Source organism: Streptomyces chengmaiensis (assembly GCF_029846775.1).
GTDB classification, from domain to species: Bacteria; Actinomycetota; Actinomycetes; order Streptomycetales; family Streptomycetaceae; genus Streptomyces; species Streptomyces chengmaiensis.
Genome location: NZ_JARWBG010000034.1, coordinates 1 through 16,982, shown reverse-complemented (window position 1 = coordinate 16,982; position 16,982 = coordinate 1). Strand labels below are relative to the sequence as shown.

General features: G+C 71.1%; 11 protein-coding genes and 1 riboswitch. Of the genes, 9 read left to right on the top strand and 2 right to left on the bottom strand.

Going from position 1 to position 16,982, the window contains the following annotated elements:
* Window positions 1-207 precede the first annotated feature (207 nt).
* The 4 genes from QCN29_RS24790 (at window position 208) to QCN29_RS24775 (ending at window position 6,573) form a co-directional block, all read left to right on the top strand.
* A complete protein-coding gene (locus tag QCN29_RS24790; protein ID WP_279930907.1) occupies window positions 208-2,325 on the top strand; it encodes a DNA gyrase/topoisomerase IV subunit B in 2,118 nt (705 codons plus the stop codon).
* 253 nt (window positions 2,326-2,578) lie between these two features.
* Entirely contained in the window at window positions 2,579-3,103 is a 525-nt protein-coding gene (locus QCN29_RS24785) for a DUF485 domain-containing protein (RefSeq protein ID WP_279930906.1), read from the top strand.
* Window positions 3,100-4,731: a solute symporter family protein gene (locus tag QCN29_RS24780; RefSeq protein ID WP_279930905.1), complete on the top strand. Its 1,632-nt coding sequence runs from the start codon at window positions 3,100-3,102 to the stop codon at window positions 4,729-4,731. The genes QCN29_RS24785 and QCN29_RS24780 overlap by 4 nt, the downstream gene beginning before the upstream one ends.
* A gap of 696 nt (window positions 4,732-5,427) precedes the next feature.
* On the top strand, window positions 5,428-6,573 hold the full coding sequence (locus QCN29_RS24775) for a CobW family GTP-binding protein (protein ID WP_279930904.1): 1,146 nt from the start codon (window positions 5,428-5,430) through the stop codon (window positions 6,571-6,573).
* A 126-nt stretch (window positions 6,574-6,699) separates the two neighbouring features.
* On the opposite strand, the gene QCN29_RS24770 is transcribed toward QCN29_RS24775, so the two are convergent.
* A complete protein-coding gene (locus QCN29_RS24770) occupies window positions 6,700-9,150 on the bottom strand; it encodes a DNA gyrase/topoisomerase IV subunit A (protein ID WP_279930903.1) in 2,451 nt (816 codons plus the stop codon).
* Between the two features lie 186 nt (window positions 9,151-9,336).
* On the opposite strand from QCN29_RS24770, the gene QCN29_RS24765 reads away from it, so the two are divergent.
* The 4 genes from QCN29_RS24765 (at window position 9,337) to QCN29_RS24750 (ending at window position 14,303) form a co-directional block, all read left to right on the top strand.
* Window positions 9,337-10,803: a M16 family metallopeptidase gene (locus QCN29_RS24765; protein WP_398859878.1), complete on the top strand. Its 1,467-nt coding sequence runs from the start codon at window positions 9,337-9,339 to the stop codon at window positions 10,801-10,803.
* Between the two features lie 17 nt (window positions 10,804-10,820).
* Window positions 10,821-12,188, top strand: a complete 1,368-nt coding sequence (locus QCN29_RS24760) for a M16 family metallopeptidase (RefSeq protein WP_398859900.1) — start codon at window positions 10,821-10,823, stop codon at window positions 12,186-12,188.
* Window positions 12,189-12,464: 276 nt separating this feature from the next.
* A riboswitch (cyclic di-AMP (ydaO/yuaA leader) is annotated at window positions 12,465-12,622 on the top strand.
* A gap of 14 nt (window positions 12,623-12,636) precedes the next feature.
* Window positions 12,637-13,422: a M23 family metallopeptidase gene (locus QCN29_RS24755; RefSeq protein WP_279930899.1), complete on the top strand. Its 786-nt coding sequence runs from the start codon at window positions 12,637-12,639 to the stop codon at window positions 13,420-13,422.
* A gap of 203 nt (window positions 13,423-13,625) precedes the next feature.
* Complete coding sequence (locus QCN29_RS24750; protein ID WP_279930897.1) at window positions 13,626-14,303, top strand: GntR family transcriptional regulator; 678 nt, start codon at window positions 13,626-13,628, stop codon at window positions 14,301-14,303.
* Window positions 14,304-14,463: 160 nt separating this feature from the next.
* On the opposite strand, the gene QCN29_RS24745 is transcribed toward QCN29_RS24750, so the two are convergent.
* Window positions 14,464-14,745 carry an HPr family phosphocarrier protein gene (locus QCN29_RS24745; protein ID WP_279930896.1) on the bottom strand — a complete coding sequence of 94 codons (282 nt, stop codon included), beginning with the start codon at window positions 14,743-14,745 and terminating at the stop codon, window positions 14,464-14,466.
* Between the two features lie 245 nt (window positions 14,746-14,990).
* Here QCN29_RS24745 and QCN29_RS24740 point away from each other — a divergent pair.
* A partial coding sequence (locus QCN29_RS24740; RefSeq protein WP_279930894.1) for a GNAT family N-acetyltransferase occupies window positions 14,991-16,982 on the top strand: 1,992 nt, incomplete at its 3' end.

The window sequence follows — 16,982 nt, the reverse complement described above, 5'->3', positions numbered from 1 at the left end:
CCTAAATGGTTCATGCCTCGAAGGGAACGTGATGTGCACGTCACCCCCACGAGGGATCGAACACTCATGCGATGCTGGACTAGCATGGAACATCACGAGGGTGGCGTTACAACGGCTCTACCAGGCCTCGGTACGCTCTCTCCGGCGACCGACGCCGGGCCTTTACCCCACGGGGCCACATCTGAAATTCAGCGAGGAGCGAAACGCGTGACCGCCGAAACGTCAGTGCCGTCCAGTGCGCTGCTGACCGCAGACCGTGACGGTTCCAACTACACCGCGCGGCACCTGCTCGTACTCGAAGGCCTGGAAGCGGTCCGCAAGCGCCCCGGCATGTATATCGGGTCCACCGACAGCCGCGGGCTGATGCACTGCCTCTGGGAAATCATCGACAACTCCGTCGACGAGGCGCTGGGCGGCCACTGCGACCACATCGAGGTCATCCTCCACCACGACGGCTCAGTCGAGGTGAAGGACAACGGCCGGGGCATCCCGGTCGACGTCGAGCCCAAGACCGGCCTCTCGGGCATCGAGGTCGTGATGACCAAGCTGCACGCGGGCGGAAAGTTCGGCGGCGGCTCCTACGCCGCCTCCGGCGGGCTGCACGGAGTGGGCGCCTCCGTGGTCAATGCGCTCTCCGCCCGGCTCGACGTCGAGGTGGACCGCAACAGCGTCACCCACAAGATCAGCTTTCGGCGCGGTGTGCCCGGGATCTTCACGGAACAGGGCCCCGACGCCCCCTTCGACCCTGCGGGCGGGCTGGTCAAGGGCAAGCGCGTGCCCAAGACCCGCACCGGCACCCGTGTGCGCTTCTGGGCGGACCGGCAGATCTTCCTCAAGGACGCCAGGCTCTCCCTGGACATCCTCCACCAGCGGGCCCGGCAGACGGCCTTCCTGGTGCCCGGGCTGACCCTCGTGGTCCGCGACGAGCGGGACCTCGAGGGCGAGGGCAAGAGCCAGGAGATCTTCCGTTTCGACGGGGGCATCAGTGAGTTCTGCGAGTACCTCGCCCCCGACAAGCCCGTCTGCGATGTGCTGCGCCTCAGCGGTCAGGGGACCTTCAAGGAGACCGTCCCCGTCCTCGACGACCGCGGGCATATGACCCCCACCGAGGTCACCCGGGAGCTGGGCGTCGACATCGCCCTGCGCTGGGGCACCGGGTACGACACCACCGTCAAGTCGTTCGTCAACATCATCGCCACCCCCAAGGGCGGCACCCATGTGACCGGCTTCGAGCGCTCCGTCACCAGGACGGTCAACGAGGTGCTGCGCGCCGGCAAGATGCTCCGGGTCGCCGAGGACGACATCGTCAAGGACGACGCCCTGGAGGGCCTCACCGCCGTCGTCACCGTCCGGCTGGCGGAGCCGCAGTTCGAGGGCCAGACCAAGGAGGTCCTCGGCACTTCCGCGGCCAACAGGATCGTCGCCAATGTGGTGGCCAGGGAGCTGAAGGCCTTCCTGACCTCCACCAAGAGGGACGCCAAGGCGCAGGCCCGCGCAGTGCTGGAGAAGGCCGTCGCCGCCGCGCGCACCCGTATCGCGGCCCGCCAGCACAAGGAGGCCCAGCGCAGGAAGACCGCGCTGGAGAGCTCCTCGCTGCCGGCGAAGCTCGCCGACTGCCGCAGTGACGACGTGGAGCGCAGCGAGCTCTTCATCGTCGAGGGGGACTCCGCCCTCGGCACCGCCAAGCTTGCCCGGAACAGCGAGTTCCAGGCGCTGCTGCCCATCCGCGGCAAGATTCTCAACGTACAGAAGTCATCCGTCTCGGACATGCTCAAGAACGCCGAATGCGGTGCGATCATCCAGGTCATAGGAGCAGGCTCCGGCAGGACCTTCGACATCGACGCGGCGCGCTACGGCAAGATCGTGCTGCTGGTCGACGCCGACGTCGACGGCGCGCACATCCGCTGTCTGCTGCTCACTCTGTTCCAGCGCTACATGCGGCCGATGGTGGAGGCGGGCCGGGTCTTCGCCGCGGTCCCGCCGCTGCACCGCATCGAGTTGGTCCAGCCCAAGAAGGGCCAGGACAAGTACGTCTACACCTACTCCGACAACGAACTGCGGGAGACCCTGCTGGAGTTCCAGCGCAAGGGCGTCCGCTTCAAGGACTCCATCCAGCGCTACAAGGGTCTGGGCGAGATGGACGCTGACCAGCTCGCGGAGACCACGATGGACCCGCGCCACCGGACCCTGCGCCGGATCAACATCGGGGACCTCGAGGCCTCCGAGCAGGTCTTCGATCTGCTGATGGGCAACGAGGTGGCGCCCCGCAAGGAGTTCATCAGCAACTCCGCGGCGACGCTGGACCGCTCGCGCATCGACGCTTAGTCGGCGCGTGACGCGTGACGCGTGGCCGCCGGCTGCCCGGTGCGCGTCGGGCCGGTGCGCGTCTGCCCGGTGTGTGTCGGGTCGGTGTGTGTCGGGCCGGTCTGCGTCCGTTCAGCCGGTGTCCTTCCGATCTGGTCCGTCCGATCTGGTCCGTCCGGGGGTGTCTGTCCGGCGGGCGGCCGGGTTTCACCTGATGGGGTGAACTGAGCGGGAGACAAAGCCGGGATCTTCCCGCTCTGTCCATTCTTGGCCCATGGCGAAACGGTTGCCCGATTCCTCGGCGGTACGGCTCGACGACCCGTGGTACGACGCGCTGGCCACGGGGTGGGGCGAGATGGCCGGCGACGGCGGCGGTGCCCCCGTCCCCGTGGTGAGCCCTGCGGCACGCCCTGGGGAACGAGCCGGCCCGTCGCCGGACGCCGCGGCCGGCATCTACCTGGAAGTGCAGCGCAGCGCCGCTTTCCAGGAGGTGCGGCGCAGCTACCGCCGGTTCGCCGTGCCCGCCGTCATCGCCTTTCTCGTCTGGTACCTGGCGTATGTCGTCGCCGCCACCGCTCTGCCCGGGCTGATGGCCAGACCGGTGGCGGGAGCGGTCAATGTCGCGATGCTCGCCGGGCTGGCGCAGTTCCTCACCACCTTCCTGCTGACCTGGGCGTACACACACCATGCCCGGCTGCGACGGGACGGTGCGGCCCTCGATCTGCGGTGGACCGTGTTCGAACAGCAGCGGTCCCTGCAGACGGACGCGTACGACTCGGCAGCGGAGGCGGAGCGTTGAGCGGCGACCACCAGGCGTCGGCGCTGGTGCTGTTCAGCCTGTTCATCGCGGCGACCCTCGGCATCACCACATGGGTGAGCCGCAAGCGGCAGGGCTCTCCCGAGGAGTTCTATGCGGGCGGGCGGCTGTTCTCCCCGATGGAGAACGGTTTCGCCATCGCCGGGGACTATCTGTCCGCGGCGTCCTTCCTTGGCATCTCCGGCCTCATCGCCCTGTACGGATACGACGGAATGCTCTACTCCGTCGGCTTTCTGGTGGCCTGGCTGGTGGTGCTGCTGCTGGTCGCCGAACTCGTCCGCAACTGCGGCCGGTTCACCCTCGCGGATGTGGTCGCGGCGCGTATGAGAGAGCGGCCCGTCCGCATCGCGGCGGGCACCTCCTCCGTCGCCGTGTCCGTCCTCTATCTGGTCGCGCAGATGGTGGGCGCCGGCAGCCTGGTCGCGCTGCTGCTGGGCGGCACGAGCGAAGCGGCCCGGGCATGGACGGTCGTCGGGGTCGGCGCCCTGATGGTGATCTATGTGTCGTGGGGCGGGATGCGCGCCACCACCTGGATCCAGATCGTCAAGGCGGTGCTGCTGATGGCCGGCGCCATCGCGCTGACCGTCCTCGTCCTGACGCGCTTCCACGGCGATGTCGGCCGACTCCTCGCCTCCGCCGCCGAACGCAGCGGCCACGGCAGGGATTTCCTCGCTCCCGGTCTGCGGTACGGCGGCGACTGGACCGCCCGGCTCGACTTCATCAGCCTCGGTCTGGCGCTGGTGCTGGGCACGGCGGGACTCCCGCACATCCTGTCCCGCTTCTACACGGTGCCGACCGCGCGGGCCGCACGCCGCTCGGTCGTCTGGTCGATCGGTCTCATCGGCGGCTTCTATCTGATGACGATCGTGCTGGGCTTTGGCGCGGCGGCGCTGGTCGGCACCGACGAGGTACGGAAGTCGAACGCCGCGGGGAACACGGCGGTGCCGCTGCTCGCCCTGAACCTCGGCGGAGGCGCGGGCTCCACCGGGGGAACGGTGCTGTTCGCCGTGGTCGCCGCGGTGGCCTTCGCGACGATCCTGGCGGTCGTCGCAGGCATCACTCTGGCCTCCTCCGCCTCTGTGGCGCATGACCTGTACGCCTCGCTCCGCCGACGCCGCGACGCCGGGCGGGACTCCGGGGCAGGTCCCGGCCGGTCGCGTACGCCGTACGGCGAGGTCGCGGTGGCCAGGGTCGCGGCCGTGGGCATCGGCGTTGTGTCGATCGGGCTCGGGCTGCTGGCCGGAGACCTGAATGTGGCCTTCCTGGTGGGCCTCGCCTTCGCGGTTGCGGCCTCCGCCAATCTGCCCGCGCTGCTGTACTCGCTGTTCTGGAGCAGGTTCACCACGCGGGGCGCGGTGTGGTCCGTGTACGGGGGACTGGTCCCCGCCGTGCTGCTGGTGGTGCTCTCGCCGGTCGTCTCGGGCAGCCCGCAGGCCCTGTTCCCCGGACTGGACTTCCAGCTCTTCCCGCTGCAGAACCCGGGGCTCGTCTCCATCCCGCTGGGCTTCCTGGGCGGCTGGCTCGGCACGGTGACCTCGGCGGAGCCGCCCGACGAGGCCAAGCACGCGGAGACGGAGGTGCGGTCCCTGACCGGCGCGGGCGCGGTGTGACCGGGGCTCCGCCCCGGGACCCCCGGTTTCGGACTGCGGGCCCGGTTCCGCGCCTCGGGTCCGTACCGGGACCTGCCCCGGTCCTCGGACCTCGGGGCACAACAGATCAGACCTCGAACCCGGGCCGGGGGCCGCGGACGGCGAACCTGGCCCCCGGGGCCGCGGGCCCTGGAGATATGACCCAGTTCCCCGGACAGCGGACGCGGACATCGGGACCCGGGCCCCTGGCAGCCGAACCGGACGCGGACATCGGGACCCGGGCCCCTGGCAGCGGAACCGGACCGGACCGCGAGCCGACTCGGGGTCGGGCCCCCGGTCCGGCTGCGGGCCCAGCTCCGCAGCCGGGCCGGGGCCTGGTTGCCCGACGTCTTACCTTGCACGTCGGAGATCGGAGATCGGAGACTGGAGGCAGGAGCGGGGACTCCGCGGTCCGGGCGATGTTCGGGTGCGGCCGCCGCCCAGGGCTTCGCCCAGCAGCCGGACCGCCGCTTCGGCGCCGAGGACGAACAGTCGCTGAGCCTCGGCGTCGTGGCCGAACAGCCGTCCGCAGACGGGTGACGCGGTCGGTCCCGGATTCCTGCCCGGGAACGGCAGGCGCTGCGTGCCGGCGTGCGGAACCCTCCCCTGCCGCCGGGCTCGCCGACCCCTCCTATCCTGGGTCCGCCGCACACCGAGACCACACCAGGAGAGGCCCCTTTGAGCGCGCAGCAGATCCCCGTCGTCGTCCTCGCGGGTTTCCTCGGCTCCGGAAAGACGACTCTGCTCAACCATCTGCTGCGCAGTGCCCGGGGCACCCGCATCGGAGTCATGGTGAACGACTTCGGCGCCATCGGAGTCGACGCGATGACCGTGGCCGGGCAGGTCGGTTCCACCGTGTCCCTCGGCAACGGCTGTCTGTGCTGCGCCGTCGACGCGAGCGAACTGGACGAGTACCTGGAGAGGCTGACCCGGCCGTCCGCCCGCCTGGACGTGATCGTCATCGAGGCGAGCGGCCTCGCCGAACCGCAGGAACTGGTGCGGATGATCCTCGCCAGCGAGAACGGCCGGATCGTGTACGGCGGACTCGTGCAGGTCGTCGACGCGGCGGAGTTTGACGCGACCCGGGCACGCCACCCGGAGACCGACCGGCACCTCGGGATCGCCGATCTCATCGTCCTCAACAAGGCCGACCGGGTGGACGGGGCGGGGCAGCACCGGGTGCGCTCCGCGATCGGATCCGTGCTGGAGCGGGCCGGGTCCTCCGCTGCGGTGGTCAGCGCCGTGCAGGGCCGCGTCGATCCCGAGCTGCTGTTCGACCGGGCGGCGCGCCGGGACGAGGAGAGCCACGCGGTGCGGCAGCTCTCCTTCGAGGACCTGTACGCCGAGGAGCATGACCACGATGCCCATCCGCACGCCGTGTACGAGAGCGTCGACTTCACCTCCGACGCGCCCCTGGACCCGCGCCGGCTGATGGACTTCCTCGACGCGCGGCCCGAAGGGCTGTACCGGATCAAGGGGTTCGTCGACTTCGGCGCGGGTGATCCGGAGCGCCGCTACGCGGTCCACGCCGTCGGGCGGTTTCTGCGGTTCTACCCCGCCCCTTGGGCGCGGGGAGAGGAGCGGCTCAGCCAACTGGTGCTGATCGGCTCCGGCGTCGACGAGGAAGCGCTGCGCAAGGGGCTGGCGGAGTGCGCGCAGACCGGCCCGCATGACGCCCCGGACGAGCGGAGCATGTGGGGCGTCCTGCGCTATGTGCCACAGCCGGATGAGGGGGAGTTGGAAGCAGGGGAGCCGGACGCGGGGGAGTTGGAAGCAGGGGAGCGGGACGGGGGGATCCCGCCCCTGCCCCGCTCCTTCCCGTAACCGACTGGCTCCGCCCTCGTACCCCCGCGCCTCAAACGCCGGCGGGGCTCGTTGTGAGCCTCTCCGGCCATTGAGGCACGGCCTTCATGCCGTGCGGGGGTCCAGGGGCGGAGCCCCCGGTTGCGGCTAGGTCGTCGGGCCCGCCACCACCGCGAACTGCTTCGCCGGCGGCGTGCCCGAGCCGTCGCGCCTCGGGTCGGGCTCCGGCAGCTCCGCCGGGGAGCCGTTCTTCTGCGCCGCCCTCGCCGGGGTCGCCCCGGCCCAGGCCAGCACCAGCACGTCCTCACCCTTGAGGAAGCGCTGGCAGCGCACGCCGCCGGTCGCCCGGCCCTTGCGCGGATACTGGTCGAACGGGGTGAGCTTCACCGACGTGATCGTGTCGTCGAGCGTGTCCCGCGAACCGGCGCAGGTGAACACCACGGCGTCCGCCGCCGGGTCGACGGCGGTGAAGGAGATCACTTGGGCGTCCTGTGCCAGTTTGATCCCCGCCATGCCGCCCGCCGGGCGCCCCTGCGGACGGACCTGCGCGGCGGGGTACCGCAGCAACTGTGCGTCGGAGGTGATGAAGACCAGGTCCTCCTCCCCCGTGCGCAGCTCGGCCGCGCCCACGATCCGGTCGCCCTCCTTGAGGGTGATGACCTCCAACTCGTCCTTGTTCGCCGGATAGTCCGGAACCACGCGTTTGACCACACCCTGCAGGGTGCCGATCGCAAGACCGGGCGAGGACTCGTCGAGAGTGGTGAGACAGACCACGGACTCGTCCGCCTCCAGCGTCAGGAACTCCGAGACCGGTGCGCCGCCCGCCAGGTTCGGTGCGGTCGACGTCTCCGGAAGCTGCGGCAGGTCGATCACCGACAGCCGCAGCAGTCGTCCGGCCGAGGTCACCGCGCCCACCTCGCCGCGCTGTGTCGCGAGCACCGCCGAGACGATCACATCGTGCTTGGCGCGCCTGCCGCCCTCCGCGGGCAGCGGCTCGGCCGTGACCGTGCGCGCCAGCAGCCCGGTCGAGGAGAGCAGCACCCGGCACGGGTCGTCCGCGACCTCCAGCGCCGCCGCCACCGCGGGAGCGCCCGCCGACTCCAGCAGCACCGTGCGCCGCTCGGCGCCGAACTTCTTCGCGACCGCGGCCAGCTCCGCCGACACCAGTCGGCGCAGCTTGGCGTCCGACTCCAGGATCTCGGTCAGCTCCTGGATCTCGGCGCTCAGCTTGTCGCGCTCGCTCTCCAGCTCGATCCGGTCGTACTTGGTGAGCCTGCGCAGCGGCGTGTCCAGGATGTACTGCGTCTGGATCTCGCTCAGCGAGAAGCGGTCCATCAGCCGCTCCTTGGCCTGCGCCGAGTTCTCGCTCGACCGGATGAGACGGATGACCTCGTCGATGTCGAGCAGGGCGACCAGCAGGCCCTCCACCAGGTGCAGCCGGTCCCGCTTCTTGCCGCGCCGGAACTCGCTGCGCCGCCGCACCACGTTGAAGCGGTGGTCGAGATAGACCTCCAGCAGCTCCTTCAGCCCGAGTGTCAGCGGCTGGCCGTCGACCAGCGCGACGTTGTTGATGCCGAAGGACTCCTCCATCGGCGTCAACTTGTAGAGCTGCTCCAGCACCGCCTCAGGGATGAAGCCGTTCTTCACCTCGATGACGAGCCGCAGACCGTGCTGGCGGTCGGTGAGGTCCTTGACGTCCGCGATGCCCTGGAGCTTCTTCGCCGACACCAGGTCCTTGATCTTGGCGATCACCTTCTCCGGGCCGACGGTGAAGGGCAGTTCGGTGACGACCAGGCCCTTGCGGCGCGCTGTGACGTTCTCCACGGTGGCAGTGGCGCGGATCTTGAAGCTGCCGCGGCCGGTCTCGTAGGCGTCCCGGATGCCGTTCAGCCCGACGATCCTGCCGCCGGTGGGCAGATCGGGGCCGGGGATGTAGCGCATCAGCGTGTCGAGGTCCGCGCCCGGATGCTTGATCAGATGCCGGGCGGCGGCGATGACCTCGCCCAGATTGTGCGGCGGCATATTGGTCGCCATGCCGACGGCAATCCCTGAAGCGCCGTTGACCAGCAGATTCGGATAGGCGGCGGGCAGCGCGACCGGCTCGCGCTCCTGACCGTCGTAGTTGGGGGCGAAGTCGACCGTGTCCTCGTCGATCGACTCGGTCATCAGCGACGTCGCATCGGCCATCCGGCACTCCGTGTACCGCATGGCCGCGGGCGGGTCGTCATTGCCCAGCGAGCCGAAGTTGCCGTGGCCGTCCACCAGCGGCAGCCGCATGGAGAACGGCTGGGCCATCCGCACCAGCGCGTCGTAGATCGACGCGTCGCCGTGCGGATGCAGCTTTCCCATCACCTCGCCGACGACCCGGGCGCACTTCACATACCCGCGGTCGGGGCGCAGCCCCATCTCGTTCATCTGATACACGATCCGGCGGTGAACCGGCTTCATGCCGTCACGGGCGTCCGGCAGGGCCCGGGAGTAGATCACCGAGTAGGCGTACTCGAGGAAGGAGCCCTGCATCTCGTCGACGACGTCGATGTCGAGGATCCGCTCCTCGAAATCCTCCGGCGGCGGGGTCTTCGTACTGCGGCGGGCCATCGCGGCTGCTGCTCCTTCGCGTGCCAGAACTGGATGTGACGCCGACCATTGTGGACCGTCCCACCGACAAGCCCGACCGCGACCCGGTCAGGGCCGCCCGGGGAACTTCGCCAGGTGTCAGCACGCTTGCATACAGTGGCAGGACTTCTCCATCACGTTCTCCATATCGCGATCGAAGGGACATACATGCCCATGGGTCACACGGCCACAGCGCAGGCCGGCTCAGGCGGCCTGACGGCGACAGAGCACCGGTTGGCCAACGGCCTGCGCGTGGTGCTCTCCGAGGACCATCTGACCCCGGTCGCCGCGGTCTGCCTCTGGTACGACGTCGGCTCACGCCACGAGGTCAAGGGCCGCACCGGCCTCGCCCACCTCTTCGAGCACCTGATGTTCCAGGGCTCCGCCCAGGTGACGGGGAACGGCCACTTCGAGCTGGTCCAGGGCGCGGGCGGATCGCTCAACGGCACCACCAGCTTCGAGCGCACCAACTACTTCGAGACCATGCCTGCACACCAGCTGGAGCTGGCGCTGTGGCTGGAAGCCGACCGCATGGGCTCGCTGCTCGCCGCCCTCGACGACGAGTCGATGGAGAACCAGCGCGACGTGGTCAAGAACGAGCGCCGCCAGCGGTACGACAACGTGCCGTACGGCACGGCGTTCGAGCGGCTCACCGCCCTCGTCTACCCCGAGGGCCACCCGTACCACCACACCCCGATCGGCTCCATGGCCGACCTGGACGCGGCGACGCTCGAGGACGCCCGCGCCTTCTTCAGCACCTACTACGCGCCGAACAACGCGGTGCTTTCGGTCGTCGGCGACATCGATCCGGAGCAGACGCTCGCCTGGATCGAGAAGTACTTCGGCTCCATCCCGTCCCACGAGGGCAAGCAGCCCCCGCGCGACGGCGTTCTGCCCGACCTCGTGGGCGAGCAGCTCCGCCAGGAGATCCGCGAGGAAGTCCCGGCGCGCGCCCTGATGGCGGCATACCGGCTGCCCCACGACGGCACACGCGAGTGCGACGCCGCGGACCTGGCGCTCACCGTCCTCGGCGGCGGTGAGTCCTCCCGGCTGCACAACCGCCTGGTGCGCCGGGACCAGACGGCCGTCGCGGCCGGGTTCGGCCTGCTGCGGCTGGCCGGTGCGCCGTCCTTGGGCTGGCTGGATGTGAAGACCTCCGGCGGCGTCGAGGTGCTGGCCATCGAGGCCGCCGTCGACGAGGAACTGGCGCGGTTCGCCGCCGAAGGTCCGACGTCCGAGGAGATGGAGCGCGCCCAGGCCCAGTTGGAGCGCGAGTGGCTGGACCGGCTGGGCACGGTCGCGGGCCGCGCCGACGAACTGTGCCGGTTCGCGGTGCTGTTCGGCGATCCGCAGCTCGCCCTCACCGCCGTCCGGCGGCTGCTGGACATCACCCCGGAGGAGGTGCAGGCGGTCGCCGCGGCCAGGCTGCGCCCCGACAACCGGGCGGTGCTGGTGTACGAGCCCCTCTCCGCCGAGGAGACGGAGGCAGCCGGGGACGACGGATCAGCCGGCCAGAGTGCCGGGGCCGCACCGGCCGCCGACAGCGCCGAGAGCGCCGAGAGCGCCGAGAGCGCCGAGACCGACGACACCGACGAGAACAGCGAGCCTGCCGAGCGCGAAGGGGCAGACCAGTGAGCGACGCCGTTGTGACCATGGACCTCCACCCGCAGCCGGCGGCCGGTCAGCCCAAGCCCTGGGCCTTCCCGGCCCCCGACCGCGGCGCCCTCGGCAACGGCCTGACCGTGCTGCGCTGCCACCGTCCCGGCCAGCAGGTGGTGGCCGTCGACATCTCCCTCGGAGCCCCCCTGGACGCCGAGCCCGAAGGGCTCGACGGCGTCGCCACGATCATGGCGCGAGCCCTGTCCGAAGGAACCGACAAGCACTCGGCCGAAGAGTTCGCCGCAGAGCTGGAACGCTGCGGCGCCACCCTCGACGCCCACGCCGACCACCCCGGCGTCCGGATCGCCCTCGAGGTCCCCGTCTCCCGGCTGCACAAGGCGCTCGGCCTGCTCGCCGAGGCGCTGCGCGCCCCCGCTTTCGCGGACCACGAGGTCGAGCGGCTGGTGCGCAACCGACTCGACGAGATCCCGCACGAGAAGGCCAACCCGGCCCGCAGGGCCGCCAAGGAGCTTTCCAAGGAGCTGTTCCCGGCGGCCTCCCGGATGTCCCGGCCCCGCCAGGGCACCGAGGAGACCGTGGCGCAGATCGACGCGGCCGCCGTGCGCGCCTTCTACGAGGCGCATGTGCGCCCCGCCACCGCCACGGCCGTGATCGTCGGCGATCTCGCCGGCGTCGACCTGGACACCGTGCTCGCCGACACCCTGGGGGCGTGGACCGGCGACAGTGCGGCCCCCCGCCCCGTACCGGCCATCACCGCGGACGACACCGGCCGCGTTGTGATCGTGGACCGTCCGGGCGCGGTGCAGACGCAGCTCCTCATCGGCCGGATCGGCCCGGACCGCCATGACCGCCAGTGGCCGGCCCAGGTGCTCGGGACGTACTGCCTCGGCGGCACGCTCACCTCGCGCCTCGACCGCGTGTTGCGGGAGGAGAAGGGCTACACCTACGGGGTGCGGGCCTTCACCCAGGTGCTGCGCTCCGCGCCCGACGCCTCGGGTGCGGCGATGCTCGCGATCAGCGGCTCCGTGGACACCCCCAACACCGGCCCGGCGCTGCGGGATCTGTGGCAGGTGCTGCGCACGCTCGCCGCCGAGGGCCTCACCGACGCCGAGCGGGACGCCGCGGTGCAGAACCTGGTGGGCGTCGCCCCGCTGAAGTACGAGACCGCCGCCTCGGTCGCCGGCACGCTCGCCGACCAGGTCGAGCAGTTCCTCCCGGACGACTTCCAGGCGCGGCTGTACGCCGGGCTCGCCGAGACCGGGACGGTCGAGGCGACGGCCGCGGCCGTGAGCGCCTTCCCCGTCGACCGGCTCGTCACGGTCCTCGTCGGCGACGCCTCACAGATCGAGGAGCCGGTCAGGGAGCTCGGCATCGGTCAGGTGACGGTGGTCGCCGGATGACGGGCGTCTGATCGGAGTCCGACCGCCGTTCGACACGACTCGGCACTGCCGTCCGATCAGCGTTTCCCCATAGGGCGAATCGGTCTGAAACAGGGCAGACGGCACCCCGGCAATGGGCGCATTGCCGGGGTTTCGTCGTATGTCTGATTTGTAGGTGAAACATGGTGTATGCCCTGTGGCGTGCGCTACAAAACGGGCTGTCCGTTTGGTGATTGAAAGATGCGCCGCCTAGCGTCGGTCCGGCTGTCCGCCCATGTCCCGCCGCGCCCGCGGCACGGGCAGTCATCGCCGAGTCCCCGTCAGGCGCGAGCCAGGGGAGCCGGGGACCCACACATCCCCTGGGGTGAATCGGACGCCGCCGTGAGGCGGGGCCCGTAGGAGACCTTCCTGCTCCGAACCCGTCAGCTAACCCGGTAGGCGAGAAGGAAGGAAAGGAACAGCCCCCTCCATGGCGTTCACCCGTGCCACCGGGAAGCACCGTGCCCCGAGCCGCCTGACACGCAGGAGCGCGAACCTGGCCGGCGTCGCGACCCTCGCCGCCACCGGCGTCATCGGAACCCTCGCCTCCCCCGCCGTCGCCGCCGAGGCCGGCGTCGACGCGGCCGTCGAGGAAACCGCACTGAACCAGATCGTCGCCCCCGCCACCTCCCTCGCCGACGAGATCGCCGCCCAGGCCGCCGCGCAGAAGAAGGCCGCCGAAGCAGCCGAGGCCGAGGAGGAGGCCCGCGCCAAGGCCGCCGCCGAGGCGAAGCGCAAAGCCGAGCAGCGCGCCAAGGAGGCCCGCGAGGCCAAGGAGCGCGCCGCCCGTGAGGCGGAGCGCAGGCGTCTGGCCTACCGCCTCCCGGTCGCCGGCACCCATGTCACCACCGGTTACCGGGCCGGCGGTGCGCTCTGGTCCTCCGGCAGCCACTCCGGCGTCGACTTCCGCGCCCCCGCGGGCTCGACGGTCGTCGCCGTGGGCGCGGGCACCGTCGTCGAGGCAGGCTGGGGCGGCGCCTACGGCAACAACGTCGTCCTCAGGATGAACGACGGCTCCTACACCCAGTACGGCCATCTGTCGGCGATCACCGTCACGGTCGGCCAGTCGGTCGCCGCGGGCCGGCAGATCGGCGTCTCCGGCTCCACCGGCAACTCGACCGGCCCGCATCTCCACTTCGAGGCGCGCACGACCCCCGACTACGGCTCCGACATCGACCCCGTCGCCTATCTGCGCTCGCACGGCGTCAAGGTCTGACCAGGCCTGTTCCGGCCCGCTGCCGTCGAGGCCCCGGCGTTCCCCGCCGGGGCCTCGACGCGTTTGGCTGGCCCGCGCTGCCGCTGGCCAAAAGATATCCATGATTCTCGGTAAGGCATCGGAAAATTCGGCCCACTGCCTTAGAGTCACCGAACAGGCGTCAATCGGCTGCGTTTCCAGTGGATTAAGGCGGAGGTTGGGTCATGCGCATTCCCGCGCACACGGTATGCACAGCGATCCGCGACGACATCGTCTCCGGTGTATTCGAGCCCGGCGGCAGGCTGACCGAGGAACTGCTGGCCCGCCGCTACGGCGTCTCGAGGGTGCCTGTGCGCGAGGCCCTGCGCACTCTGGAGTCTGAGGGGTTCGTCACCACGCGGCGGCACGCGGGCGCCTGCGTCGCCGAACCCACGGAGGAGGAGGCCGCCGACCTGCTGGAGATCCGCCGGCTGCTGGAGCCGCTGGGCGCCGCGCGCGCGGCCCGGCGCCGCACCGAGGCCCATCTGAAGGTGCTGCGCGGCCTGGTCAGGCTGGGACAGGAGCGGGCGCGCCGCGGCCAGGGGGAGGATCTGCGCTCCCTCGGCGGCTGGTTCCACGAGACGCTCGCCCAGGCGTCCGGCAGCCCCGGGCTGATCACGCTGCTCACCCAGCTCCGCCATAAGATCACCTGGATGTACGCGGTCGAGCAGCCGACCCGGCCCGTGGAGTCCTGGGCCGAGCACGGCGCGATCGTGGACGCGGTGGCGCGCGGCGACGCGGACCGGGCGCGGACGCTCACCGCGCTGCACGCCGAACGGGCGGCGGCCGCGCACCGGCTGCGCCGCCCCGAGCGGGTGAGGACTTCGCAACATGCCGTAAACACGGCAAGCGTCCGGAATTAACAACAGCCCCGTATACAAAAGTGGGGCTAGAAATTCGGGTGGTTCGAAAAGTGACTCAGGGACATTTTTGGTTGTCACCCGAATATGGTTGAAGCCGGCTGCCGCCCGAATTCGGGCGGCAGCCGGCTTCGTTTTATCCCGCCGGTGAGGCCTGAAGGGATCAGACGGTCTCGGGAAGTTCGTCGAGCCCCTCGGCGACCAGCTTGGCGAGCCGGTCCAGAGCGGCCTCTGCATCCCCCGAGTCGGAGGCGAGCACGATCTCCTCGCCGCCCTTCGCGCCCAGCCCGAGCACGGCGAGCATGGAGGCGGCGTTGACCGGGGTGCCGTCGGCCTTGGCGATCGTCACGGGGACGCCGGAAGCCGTGGCGGCGCGGACGAAGATGGAGGCGGGGCGGGCGTGCAGGCCTTCGGCCCACCCGACGTTGACGCGGCGCTCAGCCATGGTGTTGCCCTTCAGGTGCTAGCGGTTGTCTAGACCAGTCTCTCATGGGTTGCGGACTGCCCGACGCGGGGTGCCGAAGCGGCGTGCCGGAGGCCGCGGGGAGGAGAGGAAGGCCGAGGGGAGGAGAGGAAGGCCGAGGGGAGGAGAGGAAGGCAGGGGGAGGGAAGAAAGGGCAGGGGAGGGAAGGACGGGGCCGGCCCCGTCATTCGCCGACGCGAGTGATGGACGGGCCGTACGATTTTCCCATGCGGACGCCGTCGGACCATGCGTACCCCGACCACTGGGAGGCGGATGTGGTGCTGCGCGACGGGGGCGCGGCACACATCAGGCCCATCACCGCCGCTGACGCGGAACGCCTGGTCAGCTTCTATGAGCAGGTCTCCGACGAGTCGAAGTACTACCGCTTCTTCGCGCCCTACCCGCGACTGTCCGACCGCGACGTCCACCGCTTCACCCATCACGACTACGTGGACCGGGTGGGACTCGCGGCCACCGTCGGGGGCGAGTTCATCGCCACCGTCCGCTATGACCGCATCGACGCCTCCGGCAGGCCCGCCCCGGCGCCGGCCGACCGGGCCGAGGTCGCCTTCCTCGTCCAGGACGCCCACCAGGGGCGCGGTGTGGCCTCCGCCCTGCTGGAGCACATCGCCGCGGTCGCCAGAGAGCGGGGCATCCGCCGCTTCGTCGCCGAAGTGCTGCCCGCCAACAACAAGATGATCAAGGTGTTCACGGACGCCGGCTACACCCAGAAGCGCAGCTTCGAGGACGGCTCCGTTCATCTGACGCTCGACCTGGAGCCGACGGCCAGATCCCTCGCGGTCCAGCGCGCCCGCGAGCAACGCGCCGAGGCCCGCTCCGTGCGGCGGCTGCTCGCCCCCGGCTCCGTGGCGGTCGTGGGCGTCGGCCGGGCGCCCGGCGGCGTCGGGCGCACCGTGCTGCGCAACCTCCTCGCAGGCGGCTACACCGGCCGCACCTACGCGGTCAACCGCGCCTTCCCCGAGGACTGGACCGAGGCGGACGGCGTACCCGCCTTCCGCTCCGTCGGCGAGATCGTGGAACGCACCGGCGAACGGGTCGACCTGGCCGTCGTCGCCGTACCGGCCGAGCGGGTCCCCGACGCGGTCGCCGACTGCGGCGAGCACGGCGTGCAGGGACTGGTCGTGGTCACCGCCGGATACGCGGAGAGCGGGCCGGACGGACGGGAGCGCCAGCGCGAACTGGTGCGCCAGGCCCGGTCGTACGGGATGCGGATCATCGGCCCCAACTCCTTCGGGATCATCAGCACCGCGCCCGCCGTCCGGCTCAACGCCTCCCTCGCGCCGCGGTCCCCGGCGCGCGGCCGCATCGGACTCTTCACCCAGTCCGGCGCGATCGGCATCGCCCTGCTGTCCGGCCTGCACCGGCGCGGCGCCGGCCTGTCCGCCTTCATCTCGTCCGGCAACCGGGCGGACGTGTCGGGCAACGACTTCCTCCAGTACTGGCACGAGGACCCCGACACCGACGTCGTCCTCCTCTACCTGGAGTCGATCGGCAACCCGCGCAAGTTCACCCGGCTGGCCCGGCGCACGGCGGCCGTCAAGCCCGTGGTGGTCGTCAAGGGCGCCCGCCACAGCGGGAGTGCGCCGCCGGGGCACGCGGTGCCCGTGACCCGCATCCCGGACGCCACGGTCTCGGCGCTGCTGCGCCAGGCGGGCGTGATCCGGGTGGACACCGTCACGGAACTCGTCGACGCCGGTCTGCTGCTCGCGGACCAGCCTCTCCCGGCCGGTCCGCGCGTCGCGATCCTCGGCAACTCCGAGTCCCTCGGGCTCCTCACCTACGACGCCTGCCGCACGGAGGGGCTGCGTCCGCTGCCGCCGCGCGATCTGACGACCGCCGCGACGCCCGCCGACTTCCGCGCCGCGCTCGCCGAGGCGCTGGCGGACGAGGCGTGCGACGCCGTCGTGGTCACGGCGATCCCCTGGGTCGCCGAGGACGGTGTGACGGAGTTCGGCGACGGGGAGGTCCTGGCCGCCGCGCTCCAGGACGCAGCGGCCGCCTCCCCGGCAAAGCCGGTCGCGGTCGTCCACGTCGAGATCGGCGGCCTGGCCGAGGCCCTCGCCGCCGCGTCCGGAACGGCGTGGCCCCGCGGCGGGCCCCCGGCGGCCGAGGCGGGCCGCAATCCGGTTGGAGGGCAGGCCGCGCCCGCGCGGGAGGCGGGCGGAGTCCCGGCGGCCCCCGGGGCCGGGCGCGCCCCG

What these genes read in the sequence shown, in the direction of transcription:
- QCN29_RS24785 (WP_279930906.1), top strand. Translation starts at nt 2,579, where the DNA reads ATGGCGAAACGGTTGCCCGATTCCTCGGCGGTACGGCTCGACGACCCG.
- QCN29_RS24770 (WP_279930903.1), bottom strand. Translation starts at nt 9,150, where the DNA reads ATGGCCCGCCGCAGTACGAAGACCCCGCCGCCGGAGGATTTCGAGGAG.
- QCN29_RS24765 (WP_398859878.1), top strand. Translation starts at nt 9,337, where the DNA reads ATGCCCATGGGTCACACGGCCACAGCGCAGGCCGGCTCAGGCGGCCTG.
- QCN29_RS24760 (WP_398859900.1), top strand. Translation starts at nt 10,821, where the DNA reads ATGGACCTCCACCCGCAGCCGGCGGCCGGTCAGCCCAAGCCCTGGGCC.
- QCN29_RS24755 (WP_279930899.1), top strand. Translation starts at nt 12,637, where the DNA reads ATGGCGTTCACCCGTGCCACCGGGAAGCACCGTGCCCCGAGCCGCCTG.
- QCN29_RS24750 (WP_279930897.1), top strand. Translation starts at nt 13,626, where the DNA reads ATGCGCATTCCCGCGCACACGGTATGCACAGCGATCCGCGACGACATC.
- QCN29_RS24745 (WP_279930896.1), bottom strand. Translation starts at nt 14,745, where the DNA reads ATGGCTGAGCGCCGCGTCAACGTCGGGTGGGCCGAAGGCCTGCACGCC.